The organism is Pseudomonas sp. DTU_2021_1001937_2_SI_NGA_ILE_001, from assembly GCF_032463525.1.
GTDB lineage: Bacteria > Pseudomonadota > Gammaproteobacteria > Pseudomonadales > Pseudomonadaceae > Aquipseudomonas.
Genome location: NZ_CP135971.1, coordinates 1,291,662 through 1,313,352, shown reverse-complemented (window position 1 = coordinate 1,313,352; position 21,691 = coordinate 1,291,662). Strand labels below are relative to the sequence as shown.

Here is a 21,691-nt window from a genome sequence, read left to right as displayed (position 1 = left end):
CCCTCAGCTGGCAGACTTCAGGCGGTCGGCCGGTGCGTCGGCCAGGTAGGCCTGCAGCGAGTCATCCAGCGCCTCCAGCCAGGGCGTGTGGTGGGGCGTGGCCAGGGTGCCGGTGATCAACGAGCGATAGCACTTGTCGCGATAACCCATGATGTTTTCGTACTTGTCCTTCTTCCATTGCAGGAAGGTGGCGTTGACCTGGGCGATGTCAAAGCTCGGGTAGTCGGTGGCTTCGATCAGCTGGCGGATGTACTCGCCCTGGAATTCGAACATCTGCTGGGCGCTTTGCAGCGTCTCTTCTTCCTGTCGCCAGGCCAGGTTCTCGGCGCGCATGTGCTCGCGGGCAGGCAGGGCGATGCGCCCCAGGATCACGTCGCGGGCGTACCAGGCCTGGGCATCGAACATGTTGAAGCTGTACCACTGGTCTTGCATGCCGAGGTAGATCAGCTTCGGGTTTGCCTCCCAGAACACGCCCTTGTACAGGTTCAGCGGCCACAGGCGGTTGCCGGTCTTCAGGCGCAGCGTTTCGGGCAGGAAGGGGAAATGATGCTTGTAGCCGGTACACAGGATGATTGCGTCGATGTGCCGGCTGCTGCCGTCGACGAAAAACGCAGTGCTGCCCTGGACGTGGCTGAGCTGGGGTTTTTCCTCCCAGTTGGTTGGCCACCGGTAGCCCATTGGCGCGCTGCGGTAGCAACTGGTGATCGACCGGGCGCCGTACTTGTAGCACTGCGAGCCGATGTCTTCGGCGGAATAGCTGGCACCGACGATGAGCACGTCCTTGCCCTTGAACTCCAGCGCGTCGCGGAAATCATGGGCGTGCAGCACGCGCCCGGCGAAGGCTGCGAAGCCGGGAAATTCCGGAACCTGCGGGGTCGAGAAATGGCCGCTGGCGACCACCACGTAGTCGAAGGTTTCGCTGTAGGTGCGGTCGTTCAGGTGGTCGTGGGCGGTCACCCTGAACAGGGCCTGGCTGTCGTCGTAGCTGACCTCGCGAATGACCGTCGAGAAGCGAATGTAGGCGCGCACGCCGGCTTTCTCGACGCGGCCCTTGATGTAGTCCCACAGCACCTCCCGGGGCGGATAGGAACCCATGGGCCGGCCAAAGTGTTCATCGAAGCTGTAGTCGGCGAACTCCAGGCATTCCTTCGGCCCGTTCGACCACAGGTAGCGGTACATGCTGCCGTGCACCGGTTCGCCGTGTTCGTCCACTCCGGTACGCCAGGTGTAGTTCCACATACCGCCCCAATCGGCCTGCTTCTCGAAACAGACCAGTTCGGGAATCTCTGCGCCGGCGGCTTGGGCTGACTGAAAGGCGCGCAACTGAGCCAGCCCACAGGGGCCGGCGCCGATGATGGCGACGCGTGGTTTCATGCTGGATTCTCCTGTATGCCGGTGTGCGATCAAGCCCACTTGGAGGGCGGGCATAGCGAAGGTGACGAGGGCTTCAGCCTTTGGCAGTGCGTTTGGCTTTCTCGGGGTCATCGAAGGGCAGGCGGTGGGCGATGGCGCTCACCTGCAGACTGCCGCGCACCTGCAGTGCTACGCCTTGCTCGGCGATATCCGGCTCCACCCGGGCGATGGCCATGGAGCGGCCGCTGAGGCGCGAATACATGGCGCAGGTGATGACGCCGACCTGGCTTCCGGCATGCCAGAGGGTGTCGCCGGCCTCTGCAGCGACCTGGCCGTCGAGCAGCACGCCGAAGATCTTGAAGCGCTCCCGGCCCTGGTGGCGGTAGTGCTCACCCGCGCCGCGGAAATCGCGCTTGCCGGGCGACACGGTGAAGTCCAGGCCCAGCTCCCACAAGGTATCGCCGGCTTTCTGGTCGGCGAAGGGGTACATCTGCGAGTTGTCGTAGGGGAAGAACAGCAGGTAGCTCTCTACCCGTAACCAGTCCAGGGCGGTAAAGGCACAGGGGATGATGCCATAAGGCTTGCCGCCCTCAAGGATGCTGTCCCAGATCAGCGGCGCATCGGCGGCCTTGCAGAAGATTTCGTAGCCGCGTTCGCCGGTGTAGCCAGTGCGTGAAATCATCACCGGGCGGCCGAACAGCCGGGTCTGCAGGTGATGAAAGTACGCCAGCTCGCGGATCCCGGGCACATGCTCGGCGAGGAAGTCCACGGCGACCGGACCTTGCAGCGACAGGTCATGCAGGTCGTCGTCGAACAGTACCGCGACCTGGCGGCCCTGGGCCGAGCGGATGAGCATCTCGTAGCCGCTGCCGGCGCCGTGCACCACCATGAACGCGTTAGGCCCGGTGCGGTAGACGATGCAGTCGTCGATGAAGGTGCCGTCTTCGTCGAGCAGGCAGGCGTATACCGATTTGCCAGGGTACAGCTTGGCCATGTCGCGGGTGGTGGCGTAGTCGAGCAGGCTTTCGGCGTGCGGGCCGACATAGTGCACCTTCTTAAGGCCCGAAACGTCCATCAGCCCGGCGCGGGTGCGGATCGCTTCATGGTGGTCGGCCAGGTCGCTGGCGTAGGTCCAGGCGGTGCCCATGCCGTTCCAGTCTTCCAGGTTCGAGCCAAGTGCCAGGTGGCGTTCGCGGAGCGCGCTGAGGCGCCAAGAGTTGGCCATGGAAAAATCCTCGTAGGGTGGTTGTCAGGCTTCGGGGTCGAACGGGCGCAGCCAGTCCACCAGGGTCTGGCGGTAGCGGGTCATGCCCTTGTAGTCGGCGATGGCATCTGGCAAATCGCGAATCACCCGGTGCATACGACGCGCCCAGGCACGGTTGCCGACCAGTTCGTCCATGCTGATCAGGTAGGTGCGGATGCTGAACAGCAGGGCGTTGGAGCGCGGCAGGCGGGCCATGTGTTGTAGCTCCACGCGCAGGTGGACCAGGCGGCCGACGTTATCCGCGGTCACCGAACCCCGGTCGCTGCCCCATTCGTGAAAGGTTTCCGGTGAGGTGTCCAGGCGCGGGTTGATGGTCAGCGTCCAGTTCAGGCGGCGTACCGGGTGGCCGACTTGGATGTTCAGCAGAAACTTCAGGGCGCGTTCGAAGATGCCCATCTGGTGGGCCATCGGCACGGGCGAATGCCACTGTTTGAAGCTCATGCCGGCATCGAAGCGCAGCGACCAGTCGGCCGGGCAGGTGACCATGCCGGCGTCCATGAACAGGTCGCCATTGCGTTGATCCAGCAGCGCGAAGTCGCCCTGCATCTGCCGGGTGATGTATTCCAGAGGCTCGTACGGCAGGCTTTCGGCATCGCCAAAGGTGAACGACTGGTCGATGCCCATGGCCAGGTTCTGCCAGCGCCAGGCCGTGCCATCACGCTGCAGCTGGAAATGCTGCGGGTAATCAGCCGCCAGGCGTTCCATGAGCATTTCCAGCAGGTCCCAGGCAGCCACGGCCATGTGCGGCATGACCAGGCAGCGCCCCGGGTCGCGCTCCAGCACCCGCGCGCGCTCGGCCATCTCCGAGAGGTAGTGCTCGTCCACGTCGAAGCTGTGTTCGAACACCGAGCCTGGGTCACGCGAGAGCGCCGGTTCGATGTTTACCGAGTACTGGTAGGTGTCCTCCGGAAAAGGAAAGGGAAAACGCGCGATGGCGGCGGGGCTGTTGCGAAAGCTGAAGTCGTCCCGGTAGGTTTCTGCCGGCTTGAAAGTCAGGGTCATGGAGCGTCTCCGTGTCAGATATCGAGCAGGATCGGGCTGCCGCAGCCGCGCGAGACGCAGGGCATCAGGCTGCTGGCGCGTTCATCGCTGGCGAGAAACAGGTCACGGTGTTGCACATCGCCTTGCAGGTAGGGCGTACGGCACTGGCCGCACACTCCGCCACGGCACAGGTTGGGCAGCTCCACACCAGCCGCTTCCAGGGCTTCGAGCAGGCTCTGCTCGGCAGCGACTTCCAGTTGTCGGCCACTGCGCACCAGCTCTACGCGGAAAGGCTCACCCGGCTGCGGCGCGGTAAAGGCCTCCCAGTGAAGGCGTGCCGGCGGCCAGCCGAGGGCCAGGCTCTGTTCGCGCAGAGCCTCGAGCAACGCCTGTGGCCCGCAGGCGTAGACGTGGGTGCCCAGTGGTCGGTGGCTCAGCAACTGCGTCAGGTCGAGGCGGTGGTGACTGCTTTCGTAGACATGCAGGCGCTCGCCCAGGCGTTCACGCAAGGTCTCGACGTAGGCATCGCTGACCCCGGCGCGGTACGCGTAATGCAGCTCGAACGCCTCACCGCGGCGCAGCAGCTCGGCGCTGTGCGCCAGAAAGGGCGTGATGCCGATGCCGGCGGCGACCAGGATGTGCAGGCGTGCGGTGCTGTGCAGGGCAAAGAGGTTGGCGGGCGGGGAGATGTTCAGTCGATCACCCGCCTGCAGCTGTTCGTGCACATAGCGCGAGCCGCCACGCGATTGAGCTTGCCGGCGCACGGCGATTCGGTAATGGCGGGTGTCGCTGGGGTCGCTGATCAGCGAGTAGGCGTTGCGTCTGCCGTTGGGCAGGTGCAGTTGCACATGGCTGCCGGCCGAGAAGGATGGCAGCGTACCGTTCAGCGCTTCCAGCGACAGCTCGCGGATCACCGGAGTGATCATCCGGGCCGCGCTGACCCTGACCTCGAAGGCGCTCATGGGCGGGCCTGCGCATAGGGGTGGTCGGCATCGGCGCAGACGCCAATATAGGCGCCCAAGCGCTCGGAGAAGTGCCGGCGCACTTCCAGCTCTACGCCGCAGCGCTCGCAGGTGTGCAGCTCGGCAGCCGTGCCCGCCTGCCGTGTGGCGCAGTGTACGCAGAACAGCAGGCGTCGATTGGCGTTGCTGCATTGCAGGTCGATTTCTTCGGCCTCCAGCCCGGCGTCCCTGGCCACTGGGTTCAAGGTCCAGATGAAGGCTTCATCTCCCTGCAACTGCAGATGCACACCCACTCGCGCCTCACCCAGCAACTCGACGAGGGACTGCAGCAGCTCGGCTTCACAGGGGTAGTGGGGGAGAGCGAGGTGATGCAGCCGGGCCTTGCGGTTGGCCGTTCGCCATTGGGTAACGGCCTGCTGCCCGTCATCCTGGGTAACCAGCACGTGCACGGCGGCGCGCTGGGCGGGCTGGCCAGTGTAGCGTGGCACGCTGAAGGAATGCAAATCGACTGTGCGGTTCATGGCGGTCCTTTTGCACGGGGGTTGCCCCGGATTGAAGCGGCGGGTCATGTGTTGGTGCAGGGTCTGCCGCTTTCTCTACAGGCAAGATAATTTCCTGTGAGGCGTAAAGGCTCAATCCGCCAAAGGGCATAGGCCAAAAGGAATAGAGGCCGTCAGGGAGGCATGGAAGTTGCTGCATCAGCCGCTCCAACACCGAGAGAGACGGGGAGGAGGCCATGCGTGCAGCCGCTCTGGGGCCGGCACCTGACGCAGCGTCCACGGCGCTGACCGAACGCGAAGAGCAGACCTTGCAGCTGATCGCGGCCGGCAACAGCAACAAGCAGATCGCCCGGACACTGGGAATCAGTGATGGCACCGTGAAAACCTACGTGCGCAGCCTCCTGCGCAAGTTTCATCTGCACTCGCGCCTTGAGCTGGCGACCTGGGTGCATCGGCATACCGACAAGACAACCGCGACGCTCAAGGCCGACCTCGATCCCGCTGCGGTCGCCGGCCTGATCAACGACCTGCCGGTGCTGGTCTATCGCGGTGACAATGCCCGTGCCTGGTACATGGATTATGTCAGCGAAGGGTGCCTGCAACTGACCGGCTACCCGGCCGAGTACCTGACCCGCGACCCCGAGCACAGCTTCGGCTCACTGATTCTGGCCGAGTACGCCGACTACGTGTGGTACTGCGTGCAATGCGCATTGCTCAAGCGCGAGCCGTTTCAACTGCGTTACCGCATCTGCTGCGCCGATGGGCGAATCAAGGAGGTCTGCGAGACCGGTGTGGGCGTGTACTCGGCCAATGGTGAAGTGTTGGGGGTGGAAGGGGCCATTTTCGAAGTGGCAGGCTGAGTCGCCAGGCACGAAAGAGCCGGGACATGCCCGGCTCTTGCGGATCTCGATGCGTTCAGCGGAAGGCCGGCACCACGTGCTGGATGAACAGCTCCAGGGATTTCTTCTTCTCGGCGTGGGAGAGGCTGTTGTCGCACCAGAAGCTGAATTCGTCGACGCCCAGTTCCTGGTAGTAGCGGATGCGCGCGATGATTTCTTCCGGGGTGCCGATCATGGTGTTCTTGCGGATGTTCTCCAGCTCGAACTCCGGCCGTTCGGCGAACTTGGATTCCGGGCTTGGCTCCAGGAAACCATTGACCGGTACGGTCTTGTTGCCGAACCAGGCGTCGAAGGTGCGGTAGAACTTGGAAATCGCCTTGGCGCCGACCTTCCAGCCTTCCGGGTCGTCAGCGCTGTGTACGTGGGTGTGGCGCAGTACCATCAGTTGCGGACGCGGCACGTCGGGGTTGTTGTCCAGCGCGGCCTGGAACTTGTTCTTCAGGTCCAGTACTTCTTCGTCGCCTTTCATCAGCGGCGTGACCATCACGTTGCAGCCGTTGGCGACGGCGAAGTTGTGCGAGTCCGGGTCGCGAGCGGCGATCCAGATCGGCGGGGTATTGATCGGCTTCGGCACGCTGGTGGACGTGGGGAATTTCCACAGCTCGCCGTCGTGGGCGTAGTCGCCCTGCCACAGGGCCTTGACCACCGGAACCATCTCGCGCAGGGCCTTGCCGCCTTCGGTGGCCGGCATGCCGTTGGCCAGGCGGTCGAACTCCACCTGGTAGGCGCCCCGGGCCAGGCCCACTTCCATGCGCCCGTTGCTGATCACGTCGAGCAGCGCGCATTCGCCGGCAACCCGCAGCGGGTGCCAGAACGGCGCGATGATGGTGCCCGCGCCCAGGTGGATAGTGCTGGTACGTGCCGCCAGGTAGGCGAGGGTAGGCATGGGGCTGGGGGAAATGGTGTATTCCATGGCGTGGTGTTCGCCGATCCACACGGTGCTGAAGCCGCCTTTTTCCGCCATCAGGGTCAGTTCGGTCAGGTCTTCGAACAGCTGGCGGTGGCTGACTTGCTCATCCCAGCGTTCCATGTGCACGAACAACGAAAATTTCATGACGCTACCTCGGTCTGTCGGGGCCGGTTACAGAAGCGCCCCAAGTGGGGCTGGGCCTGAATTTTATTGGTATACCGTAATATCGTGTGCTGACGCAGATCAAGCCGTCAATGCCAGCGCGCCCATTTTTCCTCGGCAATACACCATGGGCGTGACAGGCTGCTCGGGCAAAATCAGATTCTTCACGGCGCCGACCATGATCGCGTGGTCGCCGCCCTCGTATTCGCGCCACAGCTCGCACTCGATCACCGCCGTGGCGCCGGGCAGGATGGGATTGCCCAGTTCACTGAGGGTCCATTCGAGGCCCTCTGCCTTGTCCTTGCCCTTACGTGCGAAAGCATAGGCTTCGGCCTGTTGGTCCGCCGAGAGCAGATGGATGGCGAAGCGCTTGTTGTCGATCAGTACCGGATAGGAATCGGAGCTGTAGTTGGGGCAGAACAGCACCAGTGCCGGCTCAAGGGACAGCGCACTGAAGGCGCTGGCGGTCAGGCCGACCACCTGGCCTTGTTTATCCAGGGTGGTGATGACGGTTACGCCGGAAGGAAAGGCGCCCATGACGTTCTTGTAGACAACTGAGTCGATCATTGCAGACCTCTGGACGGAGCCGGGGCTGGGATGTTTTGTCTGATGGTATACCGTAATACTTTATTCGCAAGTATTTTTTGCTGCAGGGCTGCGTCATCGGCTTTCATGAGTCGACCGCAAACCCTTGTGTGTGCGGGGGGTGAGCGAAACTCGAAGCGACCGTCGGGAAGGTCGATGCGCGCGTCGTGAACGAAGAAAGGCGATCACAGGGGTTGTCGGATTATGGCATACCATAATATGGTGTTATCGACGCAGTGAATGGCCGCATCGACGCCGTCACTGCCGGACACTCATTCCGGGCCCCGCTGTGGCGGGGCGCTGCATGGTTTGGCTCTGCACAACAACAATTTCAGGCGAGACGATGTTTTTTCATTCCAGCCCGGTGCTGACAGGCACCACACCTCCTGGCGTCGGACGACGCGCAACGGATTTCTCAACTGCCATGGGCTGCTCATAAGGCCCGAGCCTGGCGCTTTTCCACGCACGGATGAGACAGCAGCGGGGGCTTGCGGACGCAGGCCGTGTCGACGCTCGCCCGGAAAATGCCTACGGCTCTGATGGATCTGTCATCCGGCGCCTGCGCGCGTCGGCCAACCGGTTTCGAGAGAACGCCCATGTCCCATACCTCACAGCCCGCGAACTCCACCCCAGCAGACGGCACGGCCGCGCCGCTGATCGAGAATCACACCGTCGACTACGTGCCGCCGGCCGAACGCCATGGCCGCGCACGTGACCTGTTCACCCTGTGGTTCAGCACCAACATCGCGCCATTGCCCATCGTCACCGGGGCCATGGCCGTGCAAGTGTTTTACCTGGACTTCTTCTGGGGACTGCTGGCCATCGTGCTGGGCAACCTGATCGGCGGCGTGGTGATCGGCCTGGCCTCGGCCCAAGGCCCGCAGCTGGGCATCCCGCAGATGGTGCAGAGTCGTGGTCAGTTCGGCCGCTACGGCGCCTTGCTGATCGTGTTCATCACCGCGCTGATCTACGTCGGTTTCTTCATTTCCAACATCGTGCTGTCGGGCAAGTCGATCCAGGGGCTGGCGCCGTCGGTGCCGATGCCTGCCGGGATTCTCATCGGTGCCCTCAGCGCCACGGCCATCGGGGTGATCGGCTACCGCTTCATCCATACCCTCAACCGCATTGGCACCTGGGTGATGGGCGCGGCACTGCTGGCCGGCTTCAGCATGATCTTCCTCGGCGAACTGCCGAATGACTTCTTCATCCGTGGCGGCTTCGATGCGGCGGGCTGGATCGCCACGCTGTCGTTGGGGATCATCTGGCAGATCAGTTTCTCGCCCTACACCTCGGACTACTCGCGCTACCTGCCCAGGGAAATCGGTATCGGCAAGCCGTTCTGGGCCACCTACCTGGGCGCCAGCCTGGGCACCATCGCCTCGTTCAGCTTCGGCATGGTCGCTGCGCTGGCCACCCCGGAGGGCACCGAGGCCATGGCGGCTGTCAAGCAATCCACCGGCTGGCTGGGCCCGATCCTGATGGTGCTGTTCCTGCTCAACATCATCAGCCACAACGCGCTCAATCTGTATGGCGCGGTGCTGTCCATCGTCACCTCGATTCAGACCTTCGCCGGCCAGTGGACGCCCAGCGTACGCCTGCGCGTGCTGCTGTCGACCCTGGTGCTGGTCGGCTGCTGCCTGGTGGCGATCAGTGCGTCGAAGGACTTCATCGGCCAGTTCATCGGCCTGATCCTGGCGCTGCTGATCGTGCTGGTGCCCTGGGCGGCGATCAACCTCATCGACTTCTACCTGATCAAGCGCGGGGTCTACGAGATCGAGTCGATCTTCCGCAACGACGGCGGCATCTACGGGCGCTTCAACCATCACGCCATCGTTGCCTATGCCATCGGCATCCTGGTGCAACTGCCGTTCGCCAATACCTCGCTGTACGTCGGCCCTTATGCCCACTACATCGAAGGCGCCGACCTGTCGTGGCTGGTGGGCCTGCTGGTGACCGCACCGCTGTACTACTGCCTGGCGACCCGCAGCCGCAGTGAAGCGCGTCGTGCGGCGCAGCTGCGCTACAACGACTGACATTCGCCACGACGAAAAACGCCCCGACACACCCGTCGGGGCGTTTGCACAGTTGCCTGGCGCTCAGCCCTCTTCAGTCTCTGGTGCCCTGGCAATCACCTTGATTTCGAAATCGAAGCCGTACAGCCAGGTCACGCCCACGGCGGTCAACGTGGGGTAGGGCGCCTCGCCCCAGAACTCCGGCACCACTTGCCAGATGGCCTCGAAGGTCTGCTGCGGGTCGACCATGAATATCGTCACATCGACCACGTCGGCGAAGCTGCCGCCTGCTGCGCTGAGAATCGCATCAAGGTTGCTGAAGGCGCGGCGCACCTGGTCCTGCAGGTCGGTTTCGGGCGAGCCGTCCTCGCGGCTGCCGACCTGCCCGGACACGAACAGAAAGCCATTGCTGCGGATCGCCGGGGAGTAGCGATTGCGCTCATAGAGGGCCTGGCGGCCGGCGGGGAAGATCACATCACGGGTGGTCATGGTAGTGGCTCCAGTGGCTGGGAATGCCTGGCACTTTAGGCAGCCGCGTCGGAGGGATAAACTCGCCATCGCGCCCATCACTGTTTGCATCTGCCAAACAATCAGGAGATTCCATGGACCGCTTCGATGCCATGCGCGCCTTCGCTCGCGTGGTGGAAACCGGCAGCTTCACCAAGGCTGCCGCCACCCTGCACCTGAGCAAGACCAGCGTGACCCAGCTGGTTCAGCAACTGGAGGCGCGCCTGCGTGTGCGGCTGCTCAACCGCACCACGCGCAAGGTCAATGTCACGGCCGATGGCGCGGCCTATTACGAACGGGTCGTGCGCCTGCTCGCCGACCTCGACGACGCCGAGACCGGGCTGTCTGCCGCTACGGCCTTGCCACGTGGGCGCCTGCGTGTCGATGTGCCCAGCCCGCTGGCGCGCCTGCTGCTGATTCCGGCGCTGCCGGACTTTTATGCGCGTTACCCCGACATCCAGCTGGAGATGGGCGTCAGCGACCGCAAGGTCGATCTCATCGATGAAAACATCGACTGCGTGGTACGGGGCGGCGAACTCAGCGACCAGTCACTCAAGGCCCGGCGCCTGCGCGATCTGCAACTGGGGGTCTATGCGGCACCGGCCTACCTGCAACGTGCTGGCACGCCTGTCCATCCCCGCGACCTGGAAAACCCGCACCACCGTGCTGTGGGCTTCCGATGGGCGCGCACCGGCAAGCCATTGCCCTATGCCATGCAGCGCGAGGCTGAAAATCTCACCGTGAATGTGCAGCACGCCTTGCTGGTCGACGACGGCAATGCCTACCTGGCCGCCGGCCTGGCGGGCCTGGGCGTGCTCTGGCTGCCCGATTACATGGCCGAGCCGGCCGTGCAGCGCGATGAGCTGCAGGTGCTGTTCCCGGACTGGCACCTGGCGCCCATGCCGATGCATATCGCCTGGCCGCCAAGTCGGCATGTCAGCGCCAAGCTGCGGGTGTTCATCGACTGGGTGGCGGAGGTGGTGGGGGAGTGGATACCCCCTTGAACGCCATACGGGTCAGTCAGACCGGGTAGGCTTCAGCCGCGAAGCGACCACCTGTTCACGACAGATACAGTGAGTTTCCTGGCGCTTTCGCGGCTAAAGCCGCTCCCACCGGGACACATGCCGCTTGATCGAACAGTATTGCCCTTGAACGCCATGCCGCTCGGTTGGACCGCAGCGGCGTCCGCCGCGAAGCGACCTCATGTTAACGGCAGATACGCTGAATTTCCTGACCCTTTCGCCAGCTGATTGGCTGCGGCGGTGGCCGACGCAGCGCTGCTGGCAGGTGGCAACGGCCGGTTCAGGGTTTGGCTTTGAGGCTGCGCGATGACAGCTTGCCGGTCTTGCCGTCCTTGACCGCTTCCGTCTGCGGGCCGAAGCACAGAGGCAGGTAGCTTTGCAGGTCTTCTGGGGTCTCGCTCAGGCAGATGCTCCAGCGTTGTTCGATGAACTTCAACAAGCTGATCCCGCGCACCGCAATGCTCTGGGTATTCCATTGCTGATACTGCTGCGCCACTTCGGTGGCGGAATAACTGGCGTTACGGAAGCGCACCCGCTTGCCACTTTCTTCACGACCGGACTTGAGCCAGTAGGCTTCGTTGGATGCCGCTGCATTGCTGCTGCGCGATAACAGCAGGAGGTTACCGAGGGAGTTCTGCAAAGCCTTGCTCAGTTTGCCACCACGGTTGGAGCGGCCGTCGATGGGAATCTGCTCGTTCCAATAGGCCAGGCCCAGGCCCGAGGGATTCTGCGGGAAGATGTGCTCGACTGTTTCATCGAAGCTGAACGTGCTCCATGCCACCTTGGGTGGGTGGTTGCCCTCCAGCTGGAAATGCGATTCGTATTCGAACAGCGCCAGGCGGGTGAAATCCCAGTTGTAATAGCCGTCGCCTTTCTGGAAGCGTTTATCGATGCTGCTTTGCAAGGCTGACTGAGAAAACGCGCCCTCCCAATCGAAGCGCTCATCCAGATACTCATCCGAGGCGGGGTCCATATTGCAGATATACGCCTTCAGCCAATCGGCGGCGAAGCGGATAACGCCCGCGGCGTCAGTCGCGGTCATGCCGTAGTGATCGCTGAGAAAGCCGCTGCGGCCGGCCTTCGACAACTCGTAGGCCGCCCAGTCCACGTCCGCTTTGCCGTACGTACCACGGTTGCCCAGCAAGCGAAACACAATGACGACGAAACGTTCGATTTGCTCGAACAAGGTCTCCAGAGGCGATAGCGCCTTGGCGAACTCGGCGGGACGAACCGTCGCCCCGGGCAGGTCATTGGCGATGCGCAGGCACGCGGCGAGGATCAGCGGTTTGAAATAGCCGAATCCGCAATGGGTCAGCCGGTCCAGGTGCTTCTGAAGCGCCTTGGGCAATTGCTCTGGCGCATGCACGTGTGACCACCATACTGCGGCGGTTTCCAGGCTTTGGATGTACTCGTTGATCGCGGCGAACGAGAGCTCGGCGTTGTCGATGCAGAACTGTGTCTCGAACAGCACCTTGTCCAGCCAATCGGCCTCACGCGAGCGACCGAAATAGGCCGTGGTGTGGGCTTGCAGGAATTCATCGTCGTGGTTCTGGGTTTTTGCACTACGCCCCAAGGCGCGATAAATGCCTTTCCAGGCGCTGTGGATCTGCTCGCGTAGCGACGTCGCCGCCTGTTCCTGGGGGGGCAGAACAGTGGTGAGGTAGATCAGGCGATTTTTCAGCAGTTCCATCTTCGAAAGCGGCCGACCCCGGTTGTTCAGGGTCTCGAAGGCAACATGCAGATCGAAACGGCTGGATACTTCGAGCATGAACAGGCAGCACTTGTCCAGCAACGCGGTGAGCATCGCATCGGCTTGCTTCGGGGTCAGTTGATCCGCCTGCTCGGTGAACCAGTGCGCGGCGGCTTTAAGGTTCAGTGCGTAACTCGAAGCGTCGCGGGCGAGCCGGGCCTCGACCGACAACCGGTTCAGGGCATAGAAGCTGAAGTAGTCCTGAAACTCCGGATTGTCATTGAAGTTGATCGCATAGGGCTGGGCCTTCTGTTCGAGCCGGGCACGCAGGGCATTGGCGAACACCATGCTGGTGACCAGGCGCTGTTGGCCGTCGATCAGTTCGAGCGTCGGCGCCTTGGCTGAATGCTCGAGCCGTCGCACCAGCATCATGCCGGTGAAATGCTGATGCAGGTTGTTCTGTTCAAGGTGGCGTACATCACGCCACAGGGCCTGCCATTGGGGTTGCGTCCAGGAGTAACCGCGTTGGTAGTCGGGAATTTCAAAGCTGAACTCACCGAGTAGCTCGCCTAACGAGCGTAGATTCATGTCACTGGAAGCCATTACTGATCCTTTTCCTTCCGTTGATTGGCGTGGCGAAGGTGGAGCTTAAGCAGATTAATGGCTTAAAGCCATCGTGCGCGTGGGCAGAATGCCAGTTGACAATCGACGGGCGTGGCCCCCATGATCGCCGGGCACCTTCATCGCAACGGACTCCCAATGCTTTCGAGCCTTGACCATACGCCCCTGCTGCCAGGCTCCCGCCTGCAGGCTGGCGCATGCCTGTCCGTTGCCAAGAAATCCAAGAAACAGTCGCTCATTTGACCGGGGCGCGCTGTCCCGTCAGATGGGCTGACAGGACACGATGGCGCCAGGTAACCCCCTCCCAGCACTCGCTCCCGCCTCCCTCCCTGACGAGACCCAACGGTCAGTTCAAGGAGAACATGCATGTCATTTCGTGGTATCTGGGTAGCCCTGGTCACACCGTTTCGTGACGGTGAAATCGATTTTCCCGCGTTGCAGGACCTCGCCGGCAAACTGCTGGACGACGGCGTACGGGGTCTGGTGGTGTGTGGCACTTCCGGCGAGGCGGCGGCGCTCAGCCATGCCGAGCAATTGGCGGTGCTCGATGCGGTGTTGCAACGGGTGCCGGGCCAGCAGGTGATCATGGGCCTGGCCGGCAACAACCTGCGCGAACTGCTGGCTTTCCAGCAGCAGGTGCAGACCCGCCCGCTGGCCGGGCTGCTGGTGCCGGCGCCGTATTACATCCGTCCGTCCCAGGCCGGCCTGGAGGCTTTTTTCCAGACGGTTGCCGATGCCGCCAGCGTGCCGCTGGTGCTCTATGACATCCCTTACCGCACCGGTGTGCGCTTCGAGCGCGAGACGCTGCGGCATATCGTGCGTCACCCGCGCATCGCGGCGGTGAAGGACTGCGGCGGCGACCTGGAAACCACCACCGCACTTATCTACGACGGCCATGCCGAGATTCTGACCGGCGAAGACCTGCAGATCTTCAACAACCTGTGCCTGGGTGGCGCCGGCGCGATCTCGGTGTCAGCACATGTGCGCGCCGACCTCTACGTGAGGCTGCAGCGGCAGGTCGAGGACGGCGAGCTGGCGCTGGCGCGGCAGACCTTCTACCGCCTGCTGCCGTGGCTGCAGGCGGCTTTCATCGAGCCGAATCCGGCACCGGTCAAGGCTGCGCTGGCGCTGCAGGGGTGGTTGGCGCCCGGGCTGCGGGCGCCGATGCAGGCCTGTTCGGCAGCGGCTGTGGCTCGTTTGCGCGAGGTGTTGGCCGTGCTGGGGGAGGGTTGAACGCCGTTACTGGATCGGCGCCTGCCTGGGAAGGGGGCGCGAACCAGCCCGGCCAGGAGCTGCGATGGCGGCTGGGGGCCTCAACGCAGGGGATCAGCCGCTGGGTCAGTACGTCGGTCTGGCGCGCGGACACGGCGATGCGGTACTTGATGCTGTGGATGCACTCGCGGTCACCGAACTCGCAGCGGTTCAACCGGGTGCCACCGCAAGGGCCGTTGGCCAGGCCTTTGGGGCAGCTTTCCGGGCAGACGTAGAGGGTGTCTTCCAGGCGGCATCGGCCGCAGGTGTCACAGCCCAGCAGCGGCCGCTTGAGGCTGCGTTCGAGCTTTTCCAGAGCCCTTGCGCCCCCTGGGGTCGCCCACATGGGGCGACGCACCGCCCAGCCGAAGGTGCGACTGAGCAGGGTGGTACGGCTGAACAGTTGATGGTGCAGACCCCGCAGCAGGTGGTAGCGCAGCCGCTCCTTGAGGCTGGCCCTGGCCGGCGAAAGGTCGGTTTGCCCGGCAGGCTGTGCCGGTGCGAAGGTCACGGCGGGGTGGCCCGGCAGCTGCCAGCTGGCCTGCCAGGCCGGGAACCACTGATCCAGCGTGGCGATGCGCGCCTGCCAGTGTTCGATGGCCTGCTCCAGCGCTTGCAGTTGGTCGGCGTCGTGAATGCCAGAGAGTTCCACGCCGGCATAGCCCATCAATTGCAGACCGACTATCTGCAGGCCCAGGCGCTCGAGGCTGCGTTGCTGGGCGAACGCCTTGGACACCTCGGCCTCGGCGCTGACGGCAGCCAGCATCGACGGGCTGACCACGGTGCCGGCCACGTGTTCGAGCATCTTCGCCCGCCCGGCGGTGAGCGCCATGACACAGGCCAGCATCGGACGGGGCGAGGGCTGGCGGCGCATCCATTGCAGTGCCTGCACATGGCACTCGGGGTCGTAGCCCAGTTGCAGGCTGAGAAAGTCCGCACCGGCGGCCAGCTTTTTTTCGGCCTTGAAATACTGTGCGCCGCGTTCTTCTTCGCGGTACTTGAAGGGATTGAGCGCGGCGCCCAGCAGCCAGTTCGGGCGCGCCTGACGGGCGATCTGCAGGGCGGCGACCGACTCCAGGTAACGCACCGGCTGCTGGCCGGGTTCATGGCCGGGCAGGCGGTCGCCGGTGACGATGAACAACTGCTCGAGGCCCAGGCGTTGCATGCGCTCGAGCTGCGCGAGCAGGTCGCTGCGTTCGCGATCCTTGCCGGAAAAATGCACCAGTGCCGGCACCGGCTGGCGCAGTCGTTGGTAAGCATCCAGCGGCGTCAGGTCGAAGCGGCTGCCGACTCGGTCAGCGATGGTACCCAGCAGGGGCCAGCCACACACCTGGGTGCGCTGCATCTGCGTTTCGAACGTCGCGAAGCTCTTGTCCGTGGGCTTGGGCACGAACTCCACCAGACACACGAAAGGCGCGTTGTGCAGGGCTTGTCTGAGGGTGAGCATAGTGTCGCTGCCTGAGGCTGGGATAGCTGATTGTCCCGCAATGTCGGGCCAGTACCTTGTCCAGAAACGACGTTGCGGGACGAGGTTTGCCCGCAAGACAGGTCAGTTAGACCGGGTAGCGGCTTCAGCCGCGAAGCGACCGCCTGTTCACAACAGATGCACTGAATTTCCCGGCGCTCTCGCGACTAAAGCCGCTCCCGCCGGGCCACATGCCGCTTAAGCGAACAGTATTGGGTTTGCCCGCCTGGAAGTTCACTCGGCGGCATTCAACATGAATAAAACTGAGGACCATCTTCAAATTTATGAGTTTGCCTCAGGGTTCGAGCCTGACCAGAATGCCGCCATCGAATCTTTGCAGCGGAGCACACGACATGGCCTTGGCACATAATCTGGGATTTCCGTCCATCGGGCGCGATTCTGAACTGCACAAGGCCAAGGCCGCGTTCCGCTCTGGTGAACTCGACGAAGCCGGTCTGCACGCGGTGGGCCGCAACCTGCGTGCCGCGCATTGGCAACTGCAGAAGGACGCTGGCATCGAGCTGCTGCCGGTGGGTGACTTCGCCTGGGGCGACACGGTGCTGAACCACTCGCAGGCCTTCGGCGTGATTCCCCCGGGGCGGCACACCTTGCCAGGCCTGGCTGACGGCGCTGCGGCTCATCCGCAGGCGCAGTGGTTCGACGGCCCTGCGCGTTACACGGTCCCCGAATTGACTGCCGGGCAGGTCTTCACCCTGAACTGGGAGTCGTTGTTCGAGGAGGTCGACGAGGCTCATGCCCTGGGTCATGCGGTCAAGCCGGTGGTGATCGGCCCCTTGACCTATCTGTGGCTGGGCAAGGGCCAAGGTGCCGAGTTCGACAAGCTGGAACTGGTCGACCGGCTGCTGCCGCTATACGGGCAGATCTTCCAGCGCCTGGCAGCCCAAGGGGTGGAGTGGGTGCAGATCGACGAACCGATCCTTGGCCTGGAGCTGCCGCAGGACTGGAAGAATGCCTACGAACGGGTCTACAACCTGCTGCAACGCGAGCCGCTGAAGAAGCTGGTGGCCACGTGTTTCGGCGCCCTGGCGAGCAACCTGGGCCTGGCCGCCGGGTTACCGGTGGACGGCCTGCATGTGGACCTGGTGTGCGCTCCCGAACAGCTCCCTATCGTGGTTGACCGTCTGCCGGCCTACAAGATTCTGTCCCTTGGCGTGGTCGATGGCCGCAACGCCGGCCACGACGACCTGGGCAAGGCCCACGCGCTGCTGCGCCAGGCCCGGGAGCGCCTGGGCGAACGGCTCTGGGTGGCGCCATCCTGTGCACTGCAGCCCGAGCAGAAGCATCCTGACCAGCAGGACGCCGTGCCCGATGGCGTGCATGTCGTTGCGCTGCGTAAGTGCCAAGAGGTGGCGTTGCTGGCTTCGGCCCTGCGGCAGCCAGAGCCACACGGCACCCTGCGTGCCGCATAAGCCACGCCCTGCCGTGCGACTGACCCGTTGATATTTTTTTCACATGGGCGTGGCTAGACTGGCGCCACTTGTTGGGGAGTAGCCTGCTCCGGTGCCAATGCCGGAGCGTTCGCGTCAACATGCCTGGCCAGTCGGCCGTGGCGCGGACACCTTCGGGTTGGCGAGACCGATGATAGAGTCGCATTCTGGGCCGGGCATGGGACTTTGTCGTTGTGTCAGCGCCCGGTCAGGCATGCATCGTGAACTTAATCCTTTCAGCTCTTTCCTTTCAGACACGTCTCATCACCGTCGTCAGCGCCCGCTTGCGGCAGGAGGGTCAGCCATGAGCCGACCCTGGCTGCCGACCCCCGGCTTGCGCATTGCCTGCGGCCTCGTAGTCCTTCTGTTGCTGATGGTGCTGGGGTTCTTCACCTGGCAAGCCTACTACCCGGTCCAGGCGGCAAGCGGCTGGCATTACCGGGTGGTGCATGACGACGTGGCCAAGGCGGCGTCCATGGCGCCTGCCGAGAACGGCGCCTTGCTGGTCAGCCGGGAACTGCGTGACGGGCAGGGCAGCATCCTGCGCATCCAGGCCGATGGCACTCGCACCTCGGTGGTCGAAGGCCTGTCCAAGCCCGACGGTATCGTCGCTACCCGTGGCGGCTGGGTGTTCAGCCAGGAAGTGGCGGGTGCGAAGGTCGGCTTTCTCAAGGATGGCCAAGTCAGCACGCTGTTCCAGGGCGCGAATGTTCAGGGCCTGTGGGATGACGGCGACGAGCTGTATGCCGTCGAGGACCACAAGGCGCAGGGGCGCATCCTGCGCTATCGCTGGCGCGACGGCGCTCTGGACGTGGTGCGCACCGGCTTGCACGAGCCCGAGTCGATCACCCGCTGCACAGACGGGCGTTTGCTCTACACCGAAAAGGGCATGGGGGTGGTCCGCGAACTGACCGCCGACGGCAGCGACCCGGCGGTGCTGGTCGGCCTCAACCAGCCGACCTTCGTGATGTGCGACGGGCGCGGCCTTTGGGTGACGGAAGACTCCACGCACCGCGCCCGGCTGCTGCTGGTCGATACCCAAGGCCGACAGCGCACCGTGTTGTCGATGCTCAAGGCGCCGCAGGCGATCATTGCCAAAGAAGATGGTACCTACCTGGTGGCGGAAGGCGGTCGCGACCGGGTGCTGGAGCTGAAACCGCAAGAGCGCTGACAGAGCGGCAACTCGCGAAGGCTTTCAGCGCCGCTCGTGGGGGTGTAGGATCGGCGGCAGGCCGGATGCTGCCTGCCGCTCGCCCCGGGTCCCGGGAAGGTGAAAGCATCGGTTTCGCCCCTTCTTCATTCATGGCTTTCTAATGTTGGGGTCTGGTAACGCGAGCACCGCATCGCCTCGACCGGAGAGCTTTAATGATCACCCTCGAACAGGCCAAGCACATGGCCAAGGCCCTGCGCACGCAACTGCCAGGTGCCGAGCTGTCTCACTCTGCCGCGCTGGAACTGGTGGCCCGGCAACTGGGCTACAAGGACTGGAATGTCGCCGCCGCCCGTTTGCCGAGCGAGCGGCCACGGCCCGCGGTGAGTTTCCAGCGCTGCATTCCGATCCTGCGCAGTTTCGATGAGGCCAAGGCCAGGGAGTTCTATCTCGACTTCCTGGGTTTCGGCATCGAATTCGAGCACCGCTTCGAGCCCGGTCTGCCCCTGTACCTGGGCATCGTTCGCGATGGCCTGCACCTGCATTTGTCGGAACACCACGGCGATGCCAGCCCCGGTGCGACCTTGTTCATTCCTTTGCAAGGCGTCGAGGCACTGCGCGATGAACTGCGCGGTAAACAGTATGGCTACGGGCGCCCGCAGATCGTCGAACAGCCCTGGGGTCGGCTCCTGGAAGTCCACGATCCGTTCGGCAACCGCCTGAGGTTCTGCGAGGACTGAGCGATGTGCCGTTCGTGGCTGAAGCGGCTCCCGGTGGGCGCGGCTTCAGCCAGGCAGAGGCTGGCAAGGGCTACGCTGATTGGCCATTCAAGAACGATGCGTTTACATTTTTCGTCGGAAAGTAAACCCGCAATGGAGTCGTACATGAGCTCATCCAACGCCTTCCTGGCCCGCCTGGGCATCAACCCGATCATCCAGGCGCCCATGGCCGGGGTCGCCACCCCGGAACTGGCGGCGGCGGTGTGCAACGCTGGCGGCCTGGGTTCGCTGGGTATCGGCGCCAGCAGCGTGGCGCAGGCCCGGCAGATGATCGAACAGACCCGCGCGCTTACCGATCGGCCCTTCAACGTCAATGTCTTCTGCCATGCCCCAGCGCAGCGCGATGCCCAACGTGAACAGACCTGGCTGGAGCATCTGCGTCCGCTGTTCGCCGCGTTCGGTGCCGAGCCTCCAGCGACCCTGGCGCAGATCTACCACAGCTTCGCCGAGGACGAAGAGCAGTTCGCCCTGCTGCTCGACACACGCCCGGCAGTGGCCAGCTTCCACTTCGGCCTGCCCAGCGCCAGCCAATTGCAGGCCCTGCGCCAGGCCGGTATCTATACCCTGGCCAGCGCCACCAACCTGCACGAGGCGCAGCAGATCCAGCAGCTGGGCTTCGATGCCGTTGTCGCCCAAGGCATCGAGGCCGGTGGTCATCGTGGCCTGTTCGACCCCGCTGCCAGCGATGAACGCCTGAGCACCTCGGTGCTGGTGCGCCTGCTGGTCGAACGCCTCGACCTGCCGGTGATCGCCGCCGGCGGCATCATGGACGGCCAGGGCATCCGTGCCGCCCTGGCCCTGGGCGCGAGCGCCGCGCAACTGGGTACGGCCTTCATCCTCTGCCCGGAGTCGGCGGCCAATGCCGGCTACCGGGCTGCGCTGCATAGCCCCGACGCTCAGGCCACGCGGTTGACCGCCAGCCTTTCCGGGCGTCCGGCGCGGGGCATCGTCAACGCGTTCATCAAGCACGCCGAGCAGGCCGGTGCACCCCAGCCGGCGGCCTATCCATTGGCCTACGATGCCGCCAAGCAGCTCAATGCGCTGGCAGCCAAGGCCGATAATCACCAGTTCGCTGCACACTGGGCCGGGCAGGGTGCTGCGCTGGCCCGGGCGTTGCCGGCTGAGCGATTGGTGGCCGAGCTGCTGCGTGAGCTGGCGGCGGATACCTGACGCTGCACGGCGCCGGTGAACTTCGATGGGCTGGCAGCCCTCCATTTGATTGGTGGTAAGGTGACTGCCGTAGCCGATGGAGTGATGCCGAATGAACAGCCATGATCTTTTGCCACACGAGCCTTTCAAGCGCCTGTTCTTCGCGCTGCCTTGCAGCGCTGTACAGGGCAAGGCGATTTCCCGCTGGCGCTCGGCACTCAAACTGCGTAATGGGCGGCCTGTGCCGACTGCCAACTTCCACCTGACCCTGATGTTTCTCGGTGACGTGGGTGTCAGCCAGTTGCCCGCCATTCTCGATGCCGCTGCGCGGCTGCGGCCGCTGCCGGCGCCGTCGGCGATCATCCTCGACCAGCTTGAGGTATGGCGACGTAGCCAGGCCCTGGTACTGGTCCCCGAGCAGCCGCAAGCGGCCTTGCTGCGCTGGGTCTATGAGTTGCAGCAGGCCATGCTGCCGCTGGGTTTCGCCGTCGACCCGCGTGAGTTCCAGCCGCACCTGACACTGATGCGCGACTACCGCGGCCCGGTGCCGGAAGCGCCCCTGGATACCGAGTTTCGCATCGCCGCCCGGGAGTTCGTGCTTTACGAGTCATACAAAGGCAAGTACGAACCCCTCGCGCAGTGGCCGCTGGTCGAGCCGGCGCCAGCACCGCTGGAACGCCCACGGCCGATGCTGCATCCGTTTCAGGTGCCTTGAGCGTCGCAGCGGGGTGGCGGTTCACCGAGCGTCACCCGTCAGCGCCACGGCTGGCCTCGGCGATTGAAACGCCGAATGACTGAGTCCCGGCAGAGAATACCGGCGTCTGTACCAACACGATTCGGCGACTGCGCGGATAGAGCCATCCGCCCACACCCCCACCAGCCAGCTATTTGGATATTCAATATCGGAATTTAGAAAGGGGATATTAATCGCGTTAGGATATATGTCATCGGGCCACCGGCTACACACCATAACCAGAAGAT

General features: G+C 63.8%; 17 protein-coding genes, 2 pseudogenes and 1 riboswitch. Of the genes and pseudogenes, 9 read left to right on the top strand and 10 right to left on the bottom strand.

Features of this window, described 5'->3' with window-relative positions; genetic code table 11:
* Nucleotides 1-3 precede the first annotated feature (3 nt).
* The 5 genes from RRX38_RS05210 to RRX38_RS05190 all read right to left on the bottom strand — a co-directional run bounded on the left by RRX38_RS05210 (nt 4) and on the right by RRX38_RS05190 (nt 5,081).
* Nucleotides 4-1,374, bottom strand: coding sequence for an NAD(P)/FAD-dependent oxidoreductase (locus tag RRX38_RS05210; RefSeq protein ID WP_315961812.1), 1,371 nt, complete (start codon nt 1,372-1,374; stop codon nt 4-6).
* A gap of 73 nt (nt 1,375-1,447) precedes the next feature.
* The gene (locus RRX38_RS05205) at nt 1,448-2,578 is read right to left on the bottom strand and encodes an aminomethyltransferase family protein (RefSeq protein ID WP_315961811.1); all 1,131 of its coding nucleotides are present in this window, start codon (nt 2,576-2,578) and stop codon (nt 1,448-1,450) included.
* A 24-nt stretch (nt 2,579-2,602) separates the two neighbouring features.
* Nucleotides 2,603-3,619, bottom strand: a complete 1,017-nt coding sequence (locus RRX38_RS05200) for a DUF3445 domain-containing protein (protein ID WP_315961810.1) — start codon at nt 3,617-3,619, stop codon at nt 2,603-2,605.
* Nucleotides 3,620-3,633: 14 nt separating this feature from the next.
* The gene (locus tag RRX38_RS05195; RefSeq protein WP_315961809.1) at nt 3,634-4,560 is read right to left on the bottom strand and encodes a PDR/VanB family oxidoreductase; all 927 of its coding nucleotides are present in this window, start codon (nt 4,558-4,560) and stop codon (nt 3,634-3,636) included.
* The gene (locus tag RRX38_RS05190; protein WP_315961808.1) at nt 4,557-5,081 is read right to left on the bottom strand and encodes a dimethylamine monooxygenase subunit DmmA family protein; all 525 of its coding nucleotides are present in this window, start codon (nt 5,079-5,081) and stop codon (nt 4,557-4,559) included. Before RRX38_RS05190 ends, RRX38_RS05195 begins: the two co-directional genes overlap by 4 nt.
* Before the next feature lie 215 nt (nt 5,082-5,296).
* Here RRX38_RS05190 and RRX38_RS05185 point away from each other — a divergent pair, with 215 nt between their 5' ends.
* Nucleotides 5,297-5,920: a LuxR C-terminal-related transcriptional regulator gene (locus RRX38_RS05185; protein ID WP_295478023.1), complete on the top strand. Its 624-nt coding sequence runs from the start codon at nt 5,297-5,299 to the stop codon at nt 5,918-5,920.
* A 55-nt stretch (nt 5,921-5,975) separates the two neighbouring features.
* On the opposite strand, the gene RRX38_RS05180 is transcribed toward RRX38_RS05185, so the two are convergent.
* Nucleotides 5,976-7,013 carry an LLM class flavin-dependent oxidoreductase gene (locus RRX38_RS05180; protein ID WP_315961807.1) on the bottom strand — a complete coding sequence of 346 codons (1,038 nt, stop codon included), beginning with the start codon at nt 7,011-7,013 and terminating at the stop codon, nt 5,976-5,978.
* Between the two features lie 99 nt (nt 7,014-7,112).
* Nucleotides 7,113-7,598, bottom strand: coding sequence for a flavin reductase family protein (locus tag RRX38_RS05175; RefSeq protein ID WP_315961806.1), 486 nt, complete (start codon nt 7,596-7,598; stop codon nt 7,113-7,115).
* Between the two features lie 614 nt (nt 7,599-8,212).
* Here RRX38_RS05175 and RRX38_RS05170 point away from each other — a divergent pair.
* Entirely contained in the window at nt 8,213-9,649 is a 1,437-nt protein-coding gene (locus RRX38_RS05170) for a cytosine permease (RefSeq protein WP_315961805.1), read from the top strand.
* Between the two features lie 63 nt (nt 9,650-9,712).
* Here the strand turns inward: RRX38_RS05170 and RRX38_RS05165 are convergent, their stop codons facing one another.
* Nucleotides 9,713-10,117 (bottom strand): RidA family protein, encoded by a 405-nt coding sequence (locus RRX38_RS05165; RefSeq protein ID WP_295478034.1) that lies wholly within the window; start codon nt 10,115-10,117, stop codon nt 9,713-9,715.
* A gap of 113 nt (nt 10,118-10,230) precedes the next feature.
* On the opposite strand from RRX38_RS05165, the gene RRX38_RS05160 reads away from it, so the two are divergent.
* The gene (locus RRX38_RS05160; protein WP_315961804.1) at nt 10,231-11,139 is read left to right on the top strand and encodes a LysR substrate-binding domain-containing protein; all 909 of its coding nucleotides are present in this window, start codon (nt 10,231-10,233) and stop codon (nt 11,137-11,139) included.
* A 298-nt stretch (nt 11,140-11,437) separates the two neighbouring features.
* On the opposite strand, the gene RRX38_RS05155 is transcribed toward RRX38_RS05160, so the two are convergent.
* A complete protein-coding gene (locus RRX38_RS05155) occupies nt 11,438-13,450 on the bottom strand; it encodes a DUF262 domain-containing protein (RefSeq protein ID WP_315961803.1) in 2,013 nt (670 codons plus the stop codon).
* A gap of 384 nt (nt 13,451-13,834) precedes the next feature.
* On the opposite strand from RRX38_RS05155, the gene dapA reads away from it, so the two are divergent.
* Complete coding sequence (dapA, locus tag RRX38_RS05150) at nt 13,835-14,701, top strand: 4-hydroxy-tetrahydrodipicolinate synthase (protein WP_315961802.1); 867 nt, start codon at nt 13,835-13,837, stop codon at nt 14,699-14,701.
* On the opposite strand, the pseudogene RRX38_RS05145 reads toward dapA, so the two are convergent.
* Nucleotides 14,694-16,166, bottom strand: a pseudogene (locus tag RRX38_RS05145) (methylenetetrahydrofolate reductase C-terminal domain-containing protein); the annotation flags it as partial. The gene dapA and the pseudogene RRX38_RS05145 overlap by 8 nt on opposite strands.
* A 371-nt stretch (nt 16,167-16,537) precedes the next feature.
* Between RRX38_RS05145 and RRX38_RS05140 the strand changes: the two are divergent.
* The 5 genes and pseudogenes from RRX38_RS05140 to thpR all read left to right on the top strand — a co-directional run.
* Nucleotides 16,538-17,608, top strand: a pseudogene (locus RRX38_RS05140) (5-methyltetrahydropteroyltriglutamate--homocysteine S-methyltransferase); the annotation flags it as partial.
* Between the two features lie 70 nt (nt 17,609-17,678).
* A riboswitch (yybP-ykoY riboswitch) is annotated at nt 17,679-17,846 on the top strand.
* 90 nt (nt 17,847-17,936) lie between these two features.
* Nucleotides 17,937-18,803: a hypothetical protein gene (locus tag RRX38_RS05135; protein ID WP_315961801.1), complete on the top strand. Its 867-nt coding sequence runs from the start codon at nt 17,937-17,939 to the stop codon at nt 18,801-18,803.
* Between the two features lie 194 nt (nt 18,804-18,997).
* On the top strand, nt 18,998-19,522 hold the full coding sequence (locus RRX38_RS05130) for a glyoxalase superfamily protein (RefSeq protein ID WP_315961800.1): 525 nt from the start codon (nt 18,998-19,000) through the stop codon (nt 19,520-19,522).
* Between the two features lie 144 nt (nt 19,523-19,666).
* Nucleotides 19,667-20,731 (top strand): nitronate monooxygenase, encoded by a 1,065-nt coding sequence (locus RRX38_RS05125; protein ID WP_315961799.1) that lies wholly within the window; start codon nt 19,667-19,669, stop codon nt 20,729-20,731.
* A 91-nt stretch (nt 20,732-20,822) separates the two neighbouring features.
* The gene (thpR, locus tag RRX38_RS05120; protein ID WP_315961798.1) at nt 20,823-21,425 is read left to right on the top strand and encodes an RNA 2',3'-cyclic phosphodiesterase; all 603 of its coding nucleotides are present in this window, start codon (nt 20,823-20,825) and stop codon (nt 21,423-21,425) included.
* Nucleotides 21,426-21,691: the final 266 nt, after the last annotated feature.